We start from the raw sequence: 16,537 nt of genomic DNA on the forward strand, positions 1-16,537 counted from the left end.
CGCCCGAGCCCCGAGAGAGAAGCACCGTGCCCGACACCGCCCTGTCCCCCGAACGCCGCCTCGTCACCGCGATCCCCGGCCCCAGGTCGCTGGAGCTGCACGCCCGCAAGGAGGCCGCGGTGAGCAGCGGCATCGGCGTGATGCTGCCCGTCTACGCCGTCGCGGCCGGCGGCGGCGTGCTGGTGGACGTCGACGGCAACTCGCTGATCGACCTCGGCTCCGGCATCGCGGTGACGACCGTCGGCAACGCCCACCCGCGGGTCGCGGCGGCGGTGGCCCGGCAGGCCCAGGCGTTCACGCACACCTGCTTCATGGTCACGCCCTACGACGGCTACGTCGAGGTCTGCGAGGCGCTCAACCGGCTCACCCCCGGCGACCACGAGAAGCGCTCCGCGCTCTTCAACTCCGGCGCGGAGGCGGTCGAGAACGCCGTCAAGATCGCCCGCACGCACACCCGCCGGCAGGCCGTCGTCGTCTTCGACCACGCCTACCACGGGCGCACGAACCTGACGATGGCGATGACCGCGAAGAACATGCCCTACAAGCACGGGTTCGGGCCGTTCGCGAACGAGGTCTACCGCGCGCCGATGTCCTACCCCTTCCGCGACGAGGGCCTCAGCGGCCCGGCCGCCGCCGCCCGCGCGATCGACGTGATCGACAAGCAGGTCGGCGCGGGCAACCTCGCGGCCGTGGTCATCGAGCCGATCCAGGGCGAGGGTGGCTTCGTCGCCCCGGCGCCGGGCTTCCTCCCGGTGCTGGCGCAGTGGTGCAGCGACAACGGGGTGGTCTTCGTCGCGGACGAGGTGCAGACCGGGTTCGCCCGGACCGGTGACCTGTTCGCGTGCGACCACGAGGGCGTCGTACCGGACCTGGTGGTGACGGCCAAGGGCATCGCCGGCGGGCTCCCGCTCGCCGCGGTGACCGGGCGCGCGGAGATCATGGACGCCCCGCACGCCGGCGGGCTCGGCGGGACGTACGGCGGCAACCCGGTCGCCTGCGCGGCCGCGCTCGCCGTCATCGAGACGATCGAGGCCGACGGCCTGGTCGCGCGGGCCGCCGCCATCGGGGCCCGTCTCACCGAGCGGCTCACCGCGATCCAGGCACGGGACCCGCGGCTCGGCGACGTCCGGGGCCGCGGCGCGATGATCGCCGTCGAGCTCGTCGACCCGGCGACCGGTGAGCCGGACGCCGAGCTGACCCGCCGGGTCGCAACGGCGGCGCACGCCCAGGGCCTGGTCGTGCTCAGCTGCGGCACGTGGGGCAACGTGCTGCGCTTCCTGCCGCCGCTCGACATCACCGACGCCCTGCTCGACGAGGCCTTCGACGTGCTCGCCGCGATCTTCGAGGAGACCCGGTGAGCGCACCCGACAGCTTCGTCGTCGACGACCCCGCGACCGGGGCGGTCCTCGCCGAGCTGCCCGACGCGGGTCCGGCCGAGGCCACCACCGCGGTGGACGCCGCCGCCGCCGCGCTCCCGGGCTGGGCCGCGACCAGCCCGCGCGAGCGGGCGGAGGTCCTGCGCCGCACGTACGACGCCATGGTCGCCGCCGCCGACGAGCTGACCGCGCTGATCGCCGCCGAGAACGGCAAGTCCCAGGCCGACGCGCGGGCCGAGGTGGCCTACGCGGCGGAGTTCTTCCGGTGGTACTCCGAGGAGGCGGTCCGCGGCGACGGCGACTACGGCCTGGCCCCCTCCGGGGCGGCCCGCACCTTCGTCACCAGCCGCCCCGTCGGCGTGGCCGCGCTGGTCACCCCGTGGAACTTCCCCGCCGCGATGGCCACCCGCAAGATCGCGCCCGCCCTGGCCGCCGGCTGCACGGTGGTCCTCAAGCCCGCCGCGGAGACGCCGCTGACCGCGATCGCGGTGGCCCGGCTGCTCGGCGAGGCGGGCCTGCCGGAGGGGGTCGTGTCCGTCGTGCCGACCACCCGGGCGGCGGAGGTCGTCGGCACCTGGCTCACCGACGAGCGGGTCCGCAAGGTGTCCTTCACCGGCTCCACCGGTGTCGGCAAGGTGCTCCTGCACCAGGCCGCGGACCGGGTCCTCAACGCGAGCATGGAGCTCGGCGGCAACGCCCCGTTCGTGGTCACCGCCGACGCCGACGTCGAGGCGGCCGTGGCGGGCGCGATGATCGCGAAGTTCCGCAACGGCGGCCAGGCCTGCACCGCGGCCAATCGGTTCTACGTGCACGCCGACGTCGCCGACGCCTTCGTGCGCCGCTTCGGCGAGGAGGTCGCCGCGCTGCGGGTCGGCCCCTCCAGCGAGGAGGCGAACCAGATCGGCCCGATGATCACCGCCGCCGCCGCGACCAAGGTCGCCGGGCTGGTCGAGGATGCCCGGGCCGAGGGCGCGCAGGTCGCCGCGGTCGCGAGCGCACCGGAGGGGCCGACCTTCTACCCGCCGACGGTGCTGACCGGCGTACGAGCGGACGCGACGATCCTCACCGAGGAGATCTTCGGCCCGGTCGCCCCGGTGGTCACCTGGACCGACGTCGAGGAGCTGCTCGGCTGGGTCAACGGCAGCGAGTACGGCCTCGCCGCCTACGTCTACGCCGGCCGGCTCCAGGACGCGCTCCGCCTCGCCGAGCGGATCGACGCCGGCATGGTCGGGGTCAACCGCGGCATCGTGTCCGACCCGTCGGCGCCGTTCGGCGGGGTCAAGCAGAGCGGGCTGGGCCGCGAGGGCGCCCGGGAGGGCATCCGGGAGTTCCAGGAGACCCAGTTCTACGCCGTGGACCTCGGCTGAGCGGTCCCCGCCGGTGGGGCGCCGCGACCGTCACCCGATAGCCTCGGACCCATGCCGAGCGTGCGCCCGATCAGCCCGACCGAGCACCGCGACCACCTCGCCACCCTGCCGTCGGCCAGCTTCCTGCAGACCCCCGGCTGGGGGAAGGTCAAGAGCGAGTGGCGCAGCGAGTCGATCGGCTGGTTCGACGACTCCGGCACCCAGGTGGGCGTGGCGCTGGTGCTCTACCGCCAGCTGCCGAAGGTGAAGCGCTTCCTCGCCTACCTGCCCGAGGGACCGGTCCTCGACTGGAACCGCGACGACCTGGCCGACTGGCTGGCACCGATGGTGGCCCACCTGAAGAAGCAGGGCGCGTTCGCGGTGCGGATCGGCCCGCCGGTGGTGACCCGGCGGTGGACGACCGCCCAGGTCAAGGAGGGGATCGCCGACCCCGACGTACGGCTGCTGAGCCAGGTGGCCCCGGCCGAGCGCAACCCGGTCGGCGCCCGTGTCGTCGCCCAGCTGCACGAGCTGGGCTGGCGCTACCAGGGCGTCGAGGGCGGCTTCGCGGCCGGCCAGCCGCAGTTCGTCTTCCAGGTCCCGCTGCGCCACCCCGACGGCACCCAGCGCACCGAGGACGAGGTCCTCAAGGGGATGAACCAGCTGTGGCGCCGCAACATCAAGCGGGCCGTCAAGGAGGGGGTCGAGGTCACCGTCGGCAGCCGCGACGACCTCAAGGCCTTCCACGACCTCTACGTGCACACCGCCGAGCGCGACCACTTCACCCCGCGGCCGCTGCGCTACTTCGAGACCATGTACGACGCGCTGCGCGCCGACGGCGAGGAGCGGTTCACGCTCTGGCTGGGTCGCCACGAGGGCGACCTGGTCGCGGCCACCATCGCGATCCGGGTGGGCGAGCACGCGTGGTACTCCTACGGCGCCTCCTCCACCGAGAAGCGCGAGGTCCGTGGCTCCAACGCCGTGCAGTGGGCGATGATCCGCGACGCGATCGCCGCCGGCGCGGCGGTCTACGACCTGCGCGGGATCACCGAGACGCTGGACGCCGACGACCCGCACGTCGGGTTGATCCAGTTCAAGGTCGGCACCGGCGGCGAGGCCGTCGAGCACGCCGGGGAGTGGGACCTGCCGGTCAACCGGCCGCTCTACAAGGCCTTCCAGCTCTACCTCGCCCGGAGGGGATGATGGTCTCGACAGCCTCGACCGGCGGACTGGCGCTCACCGTCGACGGCCCGCGCTGGCGGGCCCACCTGGAGTCCGTCGCCGCCGCGCACCCCGGCATCGTCCCGGTCGCCAAGGGCAACGGCTACGGCTTCACGCTCGGCCGGCTCGCCCGCAAGGCGCAGTGGCTCGCCGAGCGCGGCCACGACGTACGCACCCTGGCCGTCGGCACCTACGACGAGCTGCCCGAGGTCGCCCAGCGCTGGGCCGGCGACCTGCTGGTGCTCACCCCCTGGCGGCCCTGGGTGCCGCTCCCCCAGGACGCGCTCGCCCGCCGGGTCGTTCACACGGTGAGCCGGGTCGAGGACCTGCGCGACCTCCTGCACGCCGACCCCGCCGCCCGGGTCGTGCTGGAGCGGATGACCTCGATGCGCCGCCACGGGATGGCGGCCCGCGAGCTGTGGGAGGCCGGTGAGCTGCTGCGCAAGCACCCCGGCGCCCACGTCGAGGGCCTCGCCCTCCACCTCCCGCTCGGCCAGGGCACCCACCTCGGTGAGGTGACCCGGCTGATGAACGACTACGTCGCCGCCGAGGTCCCCGCCCGTGGCACCCCGACCGTCTGGGTGAGCCACCTGACCGACGCCGAGCTGGCCACCCTGCGCAGCCGCTACGCCGACTTCGCCTTCCGCCCGCGGATCGGCACCGGGCTGTGGCTGGGTGACCGCGGCGCCCTGACGGTCACCGCCACCGTGCTCGACGTGCACGCCGTGGAGCGCGGCGACGCCTTCGGCTACCGCGGCCGGACCGCCCCCAAGTCCGGGCACGTGCTGGTCGTCAGCGGCGGCACCGCGCACGGCATCGGCCTGGAGGCGCCGACCGGCGAGTCCTCGATGAAGGCGCGCGCGGCCACCCTGGCCCGCGGTGGCCTGGACGCGGTGGGCTTCGTGCGCTCGCCGTACTCCATCGACGGCAAGCAGCGCCTCTTCGCCGAGCCGCCGCACATGCAGGCCTCGATGCTCTTCGTGCCGCACGGCGCACGGGTGCCCGCGGTGGGCGAGGACGTCGACGTCCGGGTGCGCTACACCGCCACGACCTTCGACCGGATCACGGTCACCGGCTAGCCGCGACCCGCTCCTGGGCGACGACCGGGTCGTGGTGGGGTCGGTACATGTCCCGCACGATGACCGCGGCGAGGTAGAGCTCGCCGAGCACCCGGATGGCGATGCCGAGCCAGTAGAAGCCCGCGTCGCCGCCGCCCGAGGGCTGGAGGTAGCCGCCGAGGTACCACCAGACCGTGCAGAAGTAGACGACCTCGCTGGCCTGCCAGACGATCTGGTCGCGCCAGCGCGGCCGGGCGAGCACGGCGAGCGGGAGCAGCCACAGGACGTACTGCGGTGAGTAGACCTTGTTGACCAGCAGGAAGCCGACGACGACCAGGTAGCCGAGCTGGGCCAGCCGCGGGACCGCGGCCTCCGGGCGCACCCCGCGCCCGGCGGTCATCCCGATCACGAAGACGCCGAGGCACCAGGCGCCGAAGAGGATCCAGGACCAGAGGTTGATGGTGTGCGCGCTGAACCCGACGTCGCCCGCCTGGTCGATGACCAGCCACACCGAGCCGAGGTCGGCGGCGCGTTCGGAGTTGAACTCCCAGAAGTGCTTCCATGCCTCGGGGCCGGTGAGGTAGCCGGGGGCGTTGGCGAGCAGCCACGCGGCCACGGCGGTGACGGTCGCGAGCGCGAAGGCGGCGTAGCGCCGCTGGCGCAGGCAGATCACCAGCAGCCCGCCGAGCAGGAAGAGCGGGTAGAGCTTGGCGGCGGTGCCCAGCCCGATCAGCACGCCGGTGAGCCCGGGCCGGTCGCGCGACCACGACCACAGCGCACCGGCGACCAGGGCCACCGCGATCATGTCCCAGTTGATCAGCCCGGTCAGCAGCAAGGTGGGCGAGAGGGCGAAGGCGGCGGCGTCCCAGGGCCGCACCGGATGCGCTCGGGAGAGCAGCGCGACCGCGACCAGGGCGAGGGCGGCGAAGCCGAGGGCGTTGACCAGCAGGAAGACGTTCTGCTCGTCGTCGACGTCGGGGGCGGCGGCGAGGTCGGCGACCGGCTGGCGGCCTCGCTCCTCGACGTCCGGCGAGCCGGTCAGCCAGTGCGTGACCCAGGCCGTCCCCCAGGCCCAGTAGGAGATCCCGACGGGATACTCCATCACCTCGTAGCGGGCTCGGGTCTGCGCGTCGTCGGAGTAGGGCCAGGCGTGCTCGACCATGCCGCGCGGGACGTAGAGCGGCTTCAGGTCGGTGTAGCACATGTGGGAGTAGACCCAGTTCTGGTCCTTGCCCTCCGCGACCGAGCACGGCGCCTTCTGCACCAGGCCGAGCGCGAACGTGCACGCCGTGAGCAGGAGCAGCACGCGCAGCGGCGTCCACCAGCGGTGCGGGCGCGCCCGGGTGCCCATCGGGCCCCCCACGACCTCGCTCAGGCCGGTGACCACCGGGTCGTCGAGGGTCGGGTGGACGTGGGGCGCCCGCTCGTCGGCCATCGGTCAGGCAGCGGTACGACGGCGGCCGCGACGCGGCGACTTCGACGGCTTGCCGAGCAGCCCCGGCGGCCCGGTCGTCGTCGGCGTCTCCGGCGGTCCGGTCGGCAAGGTCGGCTGGTCCGTCGGCTGGGTCGGCTGCGTGGGCTGCGTCGGCTGCTGGGTCGACGGCTGCTGGGTCGGCGTCGAGCTCGCCGACGGCTTCTTCGTCGGCTTCGGCTTCTTCGTCGGCTTCGGCGGCGGCGGCGGGGCCGGGGCGTGACCGTCGTCGGGCGCCTCGCCCTTGACGTACGCCGCGCCCGGCAGGTCCTCGACGTCCAGGCCCTCCAGCGCCTTCTCCATCACCGCGGTCCAGGTGGCGGCCGGGTAGTCGCCGCCGAAGTAGGACGGCAGCCAGTCCTTGAGCTGCTCGTTGCCCTTGCCGCGCACGTACATCACCGCGGTCGAGAGCTGCGGGGTGTAGCCGACGAACCAGGCCGAGGAGACCTCGCCGTCGTCGTTGGTCGCGGTGCCGGTCTTGCCGCCGGCGGGGCGGCCCAGCGGCAGCGTCTTGCGTCCGGACCCGGCCTTGACGACCTGCTGGAGCGCGTAGCCGACGTCGTCGGAGATGCCCTCAGAGATCGCCCGGTGGTCGGTCACCTTGTGCGTGTAGCGGACCACGCCGTCGGCGTCGACGACCTTCTCGATGATGTAGGCGTCGGCCGCGACCCCGCGGTTGGCGATCGTGGCGTAGCCGTTGGCCATGTTGATCGGGCTCACCGTCTGCGAGCCGAGCGCCACGTTGGTCTGCGGCTCGAGCCCGGCCGAGCGCGTGGGGATGCCGAACGGCGGGTTGGCCGGCTGCTCGGGCGGGATACCCATCTTGTTGGCGGTCTTGATGATCTTGTCCGGACCGTCCGGGATGCCCTGGGTCAGGTCGATGTAGGCCGTGTTGATCGAGTCCTGGGTGGCCTTGATCAGGTTGACCCGGCCGTAGGACTTGTTCCCCTGGTTCTCGACGCCGCGTCCGCCGCCCGGGAACTCGTAGGGGGAGTTGCCGTCGAAGGTGTCCTTGAGCTCGTAGCCCGCCTCCAGGCCGGCCGCCAGCGCGAACGGCTTGAAGGTCGAGCCGGCCTGGCCGCCGGAGACCGCCCAGTTCAGCTGGGACTGGAGGTAGTCCTGGCCGGCGTAGATGCCGCGGACCGCCCCGGTGCCCGGCTCGACGGAGGCGACCGCGACGTGGAGGTTCTTGCCGAAGCCCTCCGGCCGCTCCTCCGCCACGCCCTCCTTGGCGGCGTTCATCGCCTTCTTGGTGAAGGTGGTGGTCACCTGGAGGCCGCCGCCCTGGATCTCCTGCTCGCTGAACCCGAGCCGGAGCAGCTCCTTGCGGACCATCGTCAGCACGTGGCCGCGCTGGCCGCCGTACTGGGTGTCGTTGTTGATCTTCGGGAACTTCGGCAGCGCCTTGCGGATGCTGGCGACATCGGCGGCGGTCGCGGTCTTCATCGACGCCATCGAGTCCAGCACGTACTGGTAGCGGCCGAGCAGGCGAGTGGCGGCGTCGGTGCCGTTGGCCGGGTCGAGCGAGTACGGGTTGTTCAGCACCGAGGCGAGCACCGCCGACTGGGCGAGGTCGAGCTTCTTGGCGTCCACGCCGAAGTAGGCCTGCGCGGCGGCCTGGATGCCGTAGGCACCGCGGCCGAAGTAGATCGTGTTGAGGTAGCCCTCGAGGATCTCCTGCTTGCTGCGCTGGTTCTTGATCTTCAGCGACAGGATCGCTTCCTTGACCTTGCGCTTCCAGGTGCGCTCCTGGGTCAGGTACAGGATCTTCACGTACTGCTGGGTGATCGTCGAGGCGCCCTGGGTGGAGTTGCCCTGGGCGTTGCTGAACGCCGCGCGCAGGATGCCCTTGGGGTCGATGCCGTTGTCGGTCCAGAAGCTCTGGTTCTCCGCGGCGACCACCGCGTCCTTCACGGTCTGCGGCATCTCGTCGTAGGGGATCGAGTCCCGCTTCTGCACGGCGAACTGGCCGATGTCGGACTTGCCGCCGGAGTACATGACCCGGGTGGTCTGGGTGAGGTACTCCGCGTTCGGGTCCGGGATGTCGATCGACTTGTAGGCGATCCAGAAGCCGAGCACGCCGAGCAGGCCGAGGACGACCGCCGTGACCAGGCCCCACAGGGACCACTTCTTCAGGCGCTGCTTCCACGTGCGCGGCGCCGTGTCCTTCCCCTTGCCCGAGCGCCCGAAGCGTCGGGCGGGGGCGCCGGCTGCCTTGCGTTTTCCCTCGACCACGCAGGACAGAGTACGGCGGTCACCTGGGTGTCCCCATTCCCCGCCCGTGGATCAGTCGCCGCGGCGGCGTATCGCATCTGGTCATCGGGGACCGGGACCCGCGGCTCCGGGAGCGCTCGCGGACGCCGTACCGTGCACTCCGGCGACACCCCCGATCCATCGGAAGTTCACGTTCCGCGGATATATCGCTACGATAGGTCGCATGGCACGGCGTGGCGACACCATCGAGCTGGCGGTCCTCGGACTGCTGCACGAGGGACCCATGCACGGCTACGAGCTGCGCAAGCGGCTCAACCTGATGCTCGGCTGGGGTCGGCTGCTGTCCTACGGCTCGCTCTACCCCGCGCTGAAGAAGATGCTGCGCGGCAACCTCATCAAGGAGGCCGTGCCGTCGGGCGTGCAGACCCGTCGGCAGCGCATCGTCTACGAGGTCACCGACCTCGGCACTGCCGAGTTCTCGCGCCTGATGTCGGAGGTGGGTCCTGCCGCGTGGGAGGACGACAACTTCGACATCCGGTTCCGGTTCTTCTCCTCGACCGACATGGAGATCCGGCTGCGGGTCCTGGAAGGCCGTCGTTCGCGGCTCCAGGAGCGGCTGGACCGGGTGCAGCGCGAGCTGGCGATGACCCAGGCCGAGGCCGACCGCTACGCCGCGGAGCTGCAGCGTCACGGTGTGGAGTCGGTGGAGCGGGAGGTCCGGTGGCTCTCGGACCTCATCAACGCCGAGCGGAACGTGCAGGGCCAGCCAGCACCAGCTCCGGAAGCGCCGACGGCCTCGCCGTCGACGCCGTCCTGATCAGCACTTACGAGATGTCATGAGTACCAAGGAAGGAAACCCCATGGGTTCGGTTCGAGTAGCGATCGCCGGCGTGGGCAACTGCGCCACGTCCCTCATCCAGGGCGTGCAGTACTACCGGGACGCCGACGCCACGAGCACCGTTCCGGGGCTCATGCACGTCCAGTTCGGTGACTACCACGTCGGAGACGTCGAGTTCGTCGCCGCGTTCGACGTCGACGACCTGAAGGTCGGCAAGGACCTCTCCGAGGCCATCAACGCCTCGCAGAACAACACCATCAAGATCGCCGACGTGCCGACGCTCGGTGTCGAGGTCCAGCGCGGCCCGACGCTCGACGGCCTCGGCAAGTACTACCTGCAGACCATCGACGAGTCGGCGGCCGAGCCGGTCGACGTCGTCCAGGTCCTCAAGGACAACCAGGTCGACGTCCTCGTGTCCTACCTCCCGGTGGGCTCGGAGGAGGCCGACAAGTTCTACGCCCAGTGCGCGATCGACGCGGGCGTGGCCTTCGTCAACGCGCTGCCCGTCTTCATCGCCTCCGACCCCGAGTGGGCCAAGAAGTTCGAGGACGCCGGCGTCCCGATCGTCGGCGACGACATCAAGTCGCAGGTCGGCGCCACCATCACCCACCGCGTGATGGCGAAGCTGTTCGAGGACCGCGGCGTGACGCTGGACCGCACCTACCAGCTCAACGTCGGCGGCAACATGGACTTCAAGAACATGCTCGAGCGCGAGCGCCTGGAGTCCAAGAAGGTCTCCAAGACCCAGGCCGTCACGTCGAACCTGAACGGCCCGCTGGCCGACAAGATCGACGACAAGAACGTCCACATCGGCCCGTCCGACTATGTCGCGTGGCTCGACGACCGCAAGTGGGCCTACGTGCGCCTCGAGGGTCGCGCGTTCGGTGACGTCCCGCTGAACCTGGAGTACAAGCTCGAGGTCTGGGACTCCCCGAACTCCGCCGGCATCATCATCGACGCCGTGCGCGCCGCGAAGATCGCCAAGGACCGCGGTGTCGGTGGCCCGATCATCCCGGCCTCGGCGTACCTGATGAAGAGCCCGCCGGTCCAGATCGAGGACACCGAGGGCCGCGCGCTGCTCGAGAAGTTCATCGCCGGGGAGTGATCCCGGCCCGAACGCCCCGGTTCGTCGTACGACGGCCGGGGCGTTCGGCTTTTTCAGCCGCCGACCTTGATGCAGCCGAGCTTCTCGTTGATCTGCAGCCGCGCCCAGACCGCCCGGTGGTCGGAGACGCTGGAGGCCAGGACGACCGACTGCAGCGGCTGGAAGAAGCCGTCGTGCAGCAGGAAGTCGATGCGCACCCGCGGCCGTGCGGCCGGCGCGGTGAAGCCGCTGCCGGAGCCGACGGCCCACACGTCGCCGAGGCCCGCCGAGCGCAGCGTGTTGACCGCAGTCGAGCCGGGCCGGCTGTTGAGGTCACCGCCCATGATCTTGGGCCGCGGGTCGCGGGCCATCACCTGGGCGAGGTAGCGCGCCTGGGCGACCCGGGCGCCCTCCGACATGTGGTCGAAGTGGGTGGCGTAGACGCTCACCTCGGTGCCCTCGATGTCGACGACGGCGTGCACGGCGTGGCGGTCGAACTTCCCGCCCGCCCTGGGCAAGGCGATGATGTCGTGCTCCTTGACCGGGAACCGGGAGAGCAGCGCGTTGCCGGTCGGCCCGCTGCCGGCGATCCAGCTCAGCCCGAGCGCGGTGCCGATCTGCTGGGCCTGGACGACGTTGCCCGAGCGGCCGCGGTTGGTGTCGACCTCCTGCAGCAGCACCAGGTCCGGCTTCCAGGACTTGATCTCGTCGGTGAGGGTGCCCGACGCCAGGCCGCCGTGCTTGCGGATGCCGGAGTGGATGTTGAACGTGAGCACCGTGAACGGGTGCTGCACCGTCAGCGACGGGCACAGGCTCGCGGGCACCGTGAGCGGGTCGGCGGCGAGCGAGGAGTTCGCCGTCGGCGCCGAGGACGGTACGGCGGGCGGGGTGCTGACCGCGCCCGTCTCCCCCGGTCCCGGGGGCTCCGGGTCGTCCCGGCCGCCCTGCAGGGCGAACACCACGCCGAGGACGAGCAGCACCACGACCGCCCCGGCGACGGTGGCGACCTGGGTCGCGGCGCTGGCGCCCGGCTTCGCCGCGGGCAGCGGCTTCGGGTCGTCGTCGCTCACGGGCCTCATTCAACCCGGTCGGCGAAGCGACCGGAGCGGGACGCCTGGATCAGGCCTCGGCCTCGGCCTTGATCCGCTCGAGGGTCTGCCGGATGCCCTTGCGCAGCTCGTCGGTGAAGCCCTGCTGGCCGCCGAGGACCACCTTGGTCAGCACGAGCGAGACGTTGGAGATGCCCTGCGGCGTCTCGCGGCGCTCGGTGAGCCGGGTGCCGCCGTCGGCGGTGGGCTCGAGCTGGAAGGACCACACGGTGCGGTTCTCGCGGATCTTGAACGCGAACTCGCCGGTGCCGCCGACCGGCGGGGTGAACCGGACGACCTTGCCGGCGGTCGGCCAGCGCTTGATGCCCTGCTTGTTGAGGTTGGAGAAGGTCGCGCCGAGGCGGACCTCCCCGCCCTTGACGGTCGACTTCACGACCTGCGGGCTCCACTTCGACATCTTGGGGATGTCGGTGACCAGCGACCACACCTTCTCCGCCGGGGCGGCGATCTCGATGGAGTCCTCGAGGAGCTTCTCGTACGTGTCGGCCATGGTCGGACGCTAGCGCTCGCGACCCCGGGGCGGTAGGTGACGCCCGCCACAGGCGGATCGCCGGTTTCCGGGCGGGGCCCGTCGGGTACGGGTGCTCCGCATGAGCACCACGCCCGCGCGACCGGCCCGCCTCGCGGCGCTGGCGCTCGTCGTACCGCTGCTGGCGGGGTGCGGGGACGACGCCGGACCGGACGACCCGGCCCCGGCCGGCTGGCCGGCCACGCGCGTCGAGGTCGAGCTGCGCGGCCTGGCCTGGGCCAGCAGCGAGGGCACGATCCACCTCGGCGACGGCTCGACGCTGGACGCCGGCGAGGAGCTGCGCTCGTTCGTGCTCGCCCGCGGGGGCGCCTACGTCGTGGGCGCCGGCGACGACACGCTGCGCCGGGTCGGGCCCGACGGCAGCGACGACCTCCCGGCGCGCCCGGACCCGCAGAGCCTGACGGTGTCCCCGGACGGGCGCTACCTCGCGCTGGTCGACCACACCGGCCGCAGGGACCGCTTCGACACCCCGCTCGCGGAGGCGGTGGTCGTCGACCTCGCCACCGGCACGGAGGTGCTGCGCAGCGACGCCGGCATGGGCGACCCGGGGAGCGACGACCTCGCCGACCTCTACGAGGAGCTCGAGCCGGCGGTGGTCGGCGTCGACGAGCGCCGTGCCTACGTGCTCACCACGGCCGACCTCCGCGCCGTCGACCTGCGCACCGGCAGCGTGGACGTCCTGGGCGACGCGGGCACGATCCTCACCGACCAGCCCTGGTACGCCGGCCTCCACCCCGAGCTCGTCCCCGACAGCCCCGACGGGGCGTGGGCCATCCGGCCCCGCTCGGGCGCGGCGCCCACGCTCGTGGCCGACGCCGGCACCGTGGTGACCACCCGGCTGAGCGCCGCCGACCTGGGGGTCGACCCGCTCGCGCCCGGCGCGGGCGAGATCTCCTGGACCCTCGACTCCTGGCTCGACGCCACCACGGCGGTGGGCACCGCCGTGCGCACCGACCCCGCCGGCGGCGCGGGCGAGCCGGTCCTGATCACCTGCCAGGTGCCCTCCGGCGCCTGCGCGGCCGTGCCCGGCACCGAGGACGGCGCGCTCGTGCCGGTCGGCCGCGAGGGCCCGGGCGTGCTCGTGCCCCGGCCGCTGGAGGTGCCGTGACCGGCCCGGAGGAGCTCTACGAGCAGATCACCTCCGGCAACCCGGCCACCCTCACCACGCTGATCGCCGACCTCGGCACCGCGATGACCCACGTGAGCGGGGCGATCGACGACATCGTGCTCGCCGAGGACCAGCCCAACTGGAACAGCCCGAGCGCCCGCACGCAGTTCAACATGAACGCCTGGGCGGCCCGGGCCACCGCGGAGATGTCCTACGTCCGGCTCAACCGGGCCAAGCTCTCCGTGCAGATGGTCCACGGCGCGCAGACCTGGGCCGACACCGAGGCCACCCGTCAGATCACCACCTGGCGCACGCTGAAGCAGACCGTCACCTCGGGCCTGCTGCTGATGATCTACCGGGCCGTGGTCGTGGGCTACCTGGAGGACATCAAGGACCAGCTCGGCGACCGGATCGACGAGGCGCGCGACTTCTTCCAGACCGACGGGCTCACCGCGGAGGAACGGGAGTGGTTCGAGAACGGCCTGGCCCGCTCGATGCGCGAGGACCTCGAGGACCCGACCCAGCCGCTGGGGCCGATCATCCCCAACACCTTCGCCACCGGCAACGACGACGACGGCTGGACCCCGCAGGGGCTGGCCTACGACCCCGCGAGCGGGATGCTGGTCCAGACGTCGTACAACGAGGACGGCGAGGCGGAGCTCTCGATCGTCGACCCGGAGACGGGCGAGCTGGTGCAGACCGTCCGGCTGGGCCCCTACGACGGCGCGGCGCCCGACCACGCCGGCGGGGTCACCGTCCACGACGGCCAGGTCTTCGTCACCTCCTCCGACAAGCCGCCGCGGCTCTACACCTACGACCTCGGCGACATCAACGGCGCGACCCCGGGCCAGACCGTGCCGGTGCAGGGCAGCCCGCAGACGCTGGACGCGGGTGCCTACTCCACCATCCACGGCGGGGTGATGTACGCCGGCACGTTCACCAACGACCCCGACGAGCCGGGCGAGCTCTACACCTACGAGCAGGACGCCTCGGGTCGCTGGGTCAAGACCGGCGGCCCCTACGAGACACCGGGGGAGGCCCAGGGCGTCGCGATCCACGACGGGCACATCGTCTTCAGCACCTCCGAGGGCCGGCAGAACCCGAGCACCCTGCAGGTCTACGACCTGGACCACCTCACCTCGACCGGTCAGCTCGGCACCCAGCAGGGCTTCGAGTCGCTGCCGAACATGTCCGAGGGCGTCGCCGCGCTCCCCGGCGGGCTGCTCACCACCCACGAGTCCGGCTCGTCGGCGTACGTCGACGCCAACGGCAACCCGGTCAGCTCGCTGTGGGCGGGCACCCACCTCAGCTTCACGCCGTACGACGAGGTGGGCATCGACGGCACGATCGAGGTCGAGCCGCACACCCTGCAGGAGGCGAGCACCTCCTTCCGGCACGCCGAGTCGGCGCTGGACCGCTGCGAGACCGAGATCGCCCGGCTGACGCTGCCGTCCACCGCGATCGCCGAGGTGCTGGAGGCGGTGACCTACTCCGTGGCGCTGGTCAGCCACCTCGACACGACGGCGCGCTGGCTCGACGAGGGGCGGATCACCGCGGACGTCACCGCGGCCGGCCTGGTGCAGACCGCGGCCGACTACGAGAGCACGGACCAGGCGTCGGGGAGCTTCCTGGACCGGCTCACCGACAAGCTCGGGCTCATCGCGCCGCCCACCACTCCTTGAGCGCGGCGGTGGCGTCCTCCGCCGACATCGGCCCGTTGTCGAGGCGCAGGTCGAGCAGGAACTGGTAGGCCTGGCCCACCTCGCGGCCCGGGGCCAGGTCGAGGATCGCCATGATCTGGTTGCCGTCGAGGTCGGGGCGGATCGCGGCCAGCTCCTCCTCGCCGGCGAGCCGGTCGATGCGGGCCTCCAGGTCGTCGTAGGTGCGGCGGAGGCGGTCGGCCTTGCGCTGGTTGCGGGTCGTGCAGTCGGCCCGGGTGAGCACGTGCAGCCGCTCCAGCTGGTCGCCGGCGTCGCGGACGTAGCGGCGCACCGCGGAGTCGGTCCACTCGCCCGAGCCGTAGCCGTGGAAGCGCAGGTGCAGCTCGACGAGGTCGCTGACCGCCTCGATCTGCTCGTTGCTGAACTTCAGCGCCTTCATCCGCTTGCGGGTCAGCTTGGCGCCGACCACGTCGTGGTGGTGGAAGGTGACCGTGCCGTCGTCGACGAAGCGCCGGGTGCGCGGCTTGCCGACGTCGTGCATGAGCGCGGCGAAGCGGGAGACGAAGTCGGGCCCGGCCGGCAGGCCGGCCCGCTCGGCCAGCCGGGGCTCCAGGTCGATCGCCTGCTCCAGCACGGTGAGGGTGTGCTCGTAGACGTCCTTGTGGCGGTGGTGCTCGTCGCGCTCCAGCTTCAGCGCCGGCAGCTCCGGCAGCACCCGGTCGGCGAGACCGGTCTCGACGAGCAGCGACAGCCCGGCGCGGGGGTGCGGCGCGCAGACCAGCTTGACCAGCTCGTCGCGCACCCGCTCGGCGGAGATGATCTCGATCCGCTCCGCCATGTCGGTCATCGCCTGCCGCACGGCCGGGTCGACCGTGAAGCCCAGCTGGGCGGCGAAGCGGGCCGCGCGCATCATCCGCAGCGGGTCGTCGGAGAACGACTGCTCGGGGGTGCCGGGCGTGCGCAGCACCTGGTGGGCGAGGTCGAGCACGCCGCCGTACGGGTCCTCGATCTCGCGGCCGGGCAGGCGCACGGCCATCGCGTTGACGGTGAAGTCGCGGCGGCCGAGGTCGCCGGCGAGGTTGTCGCCGTACTGCACCTCGGGCTTGCGGGAGCCGGGGTCGTAGGACTCCGAGCGGTAGGTCGTCACCTCGACCACCCAGTCGCCCTTGCGGCAGCCGATGGTGCCGAAGTCGCGGCCCATGTCCCACCAGGCGTCGCCCCAGGCCCGCAACAGCTTGTCGGTCTGCTCGGGACGGGCGGACGTGGTGAGGTCGAGGTCGTTGGAACGGCGGCCGAGCATCGCGTCGCGCACCGGCCCGCCGACCAGGGCCAGCTCGTGCCCGGCGTCGGCGAACAGCGCGCCCAGCTCGTCGATGACCGGTGCGATCCGGTCCAGCTCGGCGGCGACGGCCGCCTGGACGTCGACCAGGCGCAGCGGCGCGGCGGAGCGGTCGTCGTCGGTCACGGGCGAAGAGTCTAGGCGGGTCCCCGACCCGCACAGGTCGCCCCACTACCCTCGGGG

13 protein-coding genes are annotated in these 16,537 nt (G+C 72.2%); 8 read left to right on the top strand and 5 right to left on the bottom strand.

The genetic code is table 11. The features are described 5' to 3' along the window. Positions 1-26 precede the first annotated feature (26 nt). From gabT to MRBLML1_RS04950, 4 genes are read left to right on the top strand one after another with little or no spacing between them, the layout of a single operon-like run. Positions 27-1,358: a 4-aminobutyrate--2-oxoglutarate transaminase gene (gabT, locus tag MRBLML1_RS04935; RefSeq protein ID WP_364512219.1), complete on the top strand. Its 1,332-nt coding sequence runs from the start codon at positions 27-29 to the stop codon at positions 1,356-1,358. Then, positions 1,355-2,743, top strand: coding sequence for an NAD-dependent succinate-semialdehyde dehydrogenase (locus MRBLML1_RS04940; protein WP_364512222.1), 1,389 nt, complete (start codon positions 1,355-1,357; stop codon positions 2,741-2,743). Before gabT ends, MRBLML1_RS04940 begins: the two co-directional genes overlap by 4 nt. Positions 2,744-2,794: 51 nt before the next feature. Continuing rightward, on the top strand, positions 2,795-3,925 hold the full coding sequence (locus MRBLML1_RS04945) for a lipid II:glycine glycyltransferase FemX (protein WP_364512225.1): 1,131 nt from the start codon (positions 2,795-2,797) through the stop codon (positions 3,923-3,925). Beyond that, positions 3,925-5,022, top strand: coding sequence for an alanine racemase (locus MRBLML1_RS04950; protein ID WP_364512228.1), 1,098 nt, complete (start codon positions 3,925-3,927; stop codon positions 5,020-5,022). The genes MRBLML1_RS04945 and MRBLML1_RS04950 overlap by 1 nt, the downstream gene beginning before the upstream one ends. Here the strand turns inward: MRBLML1_RS04950 and MRBLML1_RS04955 are convergent. Further along, the gene (locus tag MRBLML1_RS04955; protein ID WP_364512231.1) at positions 5,012-6,436 is read right to left on the bottom strand and encodes a glycosyltransferase family 87 protein; all 1,425 of its coding nucleotides are present in this window, start codon (positions 6,434-6,436) and stop codon (positions 5,012-5,014) included. The two genes, MRBLML1_RS04950 and MRBLML1_RS04955, sit on opposite strands and share 11 nt — an antisense overlap. 3 nt (positions 6,437-6,439) lie before the next feature. Continuing rightward, a complete protein-coding gene (locus tag MRBLML1_RS04960; protein ID WP_364512234.1) occupies positions 6,440-8,707 on the bottom strand; it encodes a transglycosylase domain-containing protein in 2,268 nt (755 codons plus the stop codon). 202 nt (positions 8,708-8,909) lie between these two features. Between MRBLML1_RS04960 and MRBLML1_RS04965 the strand changes: the two genes are divergently transcribed. After that, complete coding sequence (locus tag MRBLML1_RS04965) at positions 8,910-9,503, top strand: PadR family transcriptional regulator (RefSeq protein ID WP_364512237.1); 594 nt, start codon at positions 8,910-8,912, stop codon at positions 9,501-9,503. 43 nt (positions 9,504-9,546) lie between these two features. Next, positions 9,547-10,629 (top strand): inositol-3-phosphate synthase, encoded by a 1,083-nt coding sequence (locus MRBLML1_RS04970; RefSeq protein WP_364512240.1) that lies wholly within the window; start codon positions 9,547-9,549, stop codon positions 10,627-10,629. Positions 10,630-10,682: 53 nt separating this feature from the next. On the opposite strand, the gene MRBLML1_RS04975 is transcribed toward MRBLML1_RS04970, so the two are convergent. Together MRBLML1_RS04975 and MRBLML1_RS04980 are read right to left on the bottom strand one after the other, a co-directional pair. Next, positions 10,683-11,678, bottom strand: a complete 996-nt coding sequence (locus MRBLML1_RS04975) for an endonuclease/exonuclease/phosphatase family protein (RefSeq protein WP_364512243.1) — start codon at positions 11,676-11,678, stop codon at positions 10,683-10,685. Between the two features lie 49 nt (positions 11,679-11,727). Further along, positions 11,728-12,207 (bottom strand): SRPBCC family protein, encoded by a 480-nt coding sequence (locus tag MRBLML1_RS04980; RefSeq protein ID WP_364512246.1) that lies wholly within the window; start codon positions 12,205-12,207, stop codon positions 11,728-11,730. A 100-nt stretch (positions 12,208-12,307) separates the two neighbouring features. Between MRBLML1_RS04980 and MRBLML1_RS04985 the strand changes: the two genes are divergently transcribed. After that, positions 12,308-13,354: a hypothetical protein gene (locus MRBLML1_RS04985; protein WP_364512249.1), complete on the top strand. Its 1,047-nt coding sequence runs from the start codon at positions 12,308-12,310 to the stop codon at positions 13,352-13,354. Continuing rightward, a complete protein-coding gene (locus MRBLML1_RS04990; protein WP_364512252.1) occupies positions 13,351-15,036 on the top strand; it encodes a hypothetical protein in 1,686 nt (561 codons plus the stop codon). Before MRBLML1_RS04985 ends, MRBLML1_RS04990 begins: the two co-directional genes overlap by 4 nt. Here the strand turns inward: MRBLML1_RS04990 and MRBLML1_RS04995 are convergent. After that, on the bottom strand, positions 15,011-16,444 hold the full coding sequence (locus MRBLML1_RS04995; RefSeq protein WP_414691228.1) for a CCA tRNA nucleotidyltransferase: 1,434 nt from the start codon (positions 16,442-16,444) through the stop codon (positions 15,011-15,013). The two genes, MRBLML1_RS04990 and MRBLML1_RS04995, sit on opposite strands and share 26 nt — an antisense overlap. Positions 16,445-16,537 lie beyond the last annotated feature (93 nt).

This window comes from Nocardioides sp. LML1-1-1.1 (assembly GCF_040676175.1).
Classification (GTDB): Bacteria; Actinomycetota; Actinomycetes; order Propionibacteriales; family Nocardioidaceae; genus Nocardioides.

What these genes read in the sequence shown, in the direction of transcription:
- MRBLML1_RS04955 (WP_364512231.1), bottom strand. Translation starts at nt 6,436, where the DNA reads ATGGCCGACGAGCGGGCGCCCCACGTCCACCCGACCCTCGACGACCCG.
- MRBLML1_RS04950 (WP_364512228.1), top strand. Translation starts at nt 3,925, where the DNA reads ATGGTCTCGACAGCCTCGACCGGCGGACTGGCGCTCACCGTCGACGGC.
- MRBLML1_RS04965 (WP_364512237.1), top strand. Translation starts at nt 8,910, where the DNA reads ATGGCACGGCGTGGCGACACCATCGAGCTGGCGGTCCTCGGACTGCTG.
- MRBLML1_RS04945 (WP_364512225.1), top strand. Translation starts at nt 2,795, where the DNA reads ATGCCGAGCGTGCGCCCGATCAGCCCGACCGAGCACCGCGACCACCTC.
- MRBLML1_RS04970 (WP_364512240.1), top strand. Translation starts at nt 9,547, where the DNA reads ATGGGTTCGGTTCGAGTAGCGATCGCCGGCGTGGGCAACTGCGCCACG.
- MRBLML1_RS04985 (WP_364512249.1), top strand. Translation starts at nt 12,308, where the DNA reads ATGAGCACCACGCCCGCGCGACCGGCCCGCCTCGCGGCGCTGGCGCTC.
- MRBLML1_RS04980 (WP_364512246.1), bottom strand. Translation starts at nt 12,207, where the DNA reads ATGGCCGACACGTACGAGAAGCTCCTCGAGGACTCCATCGAGATCGCC.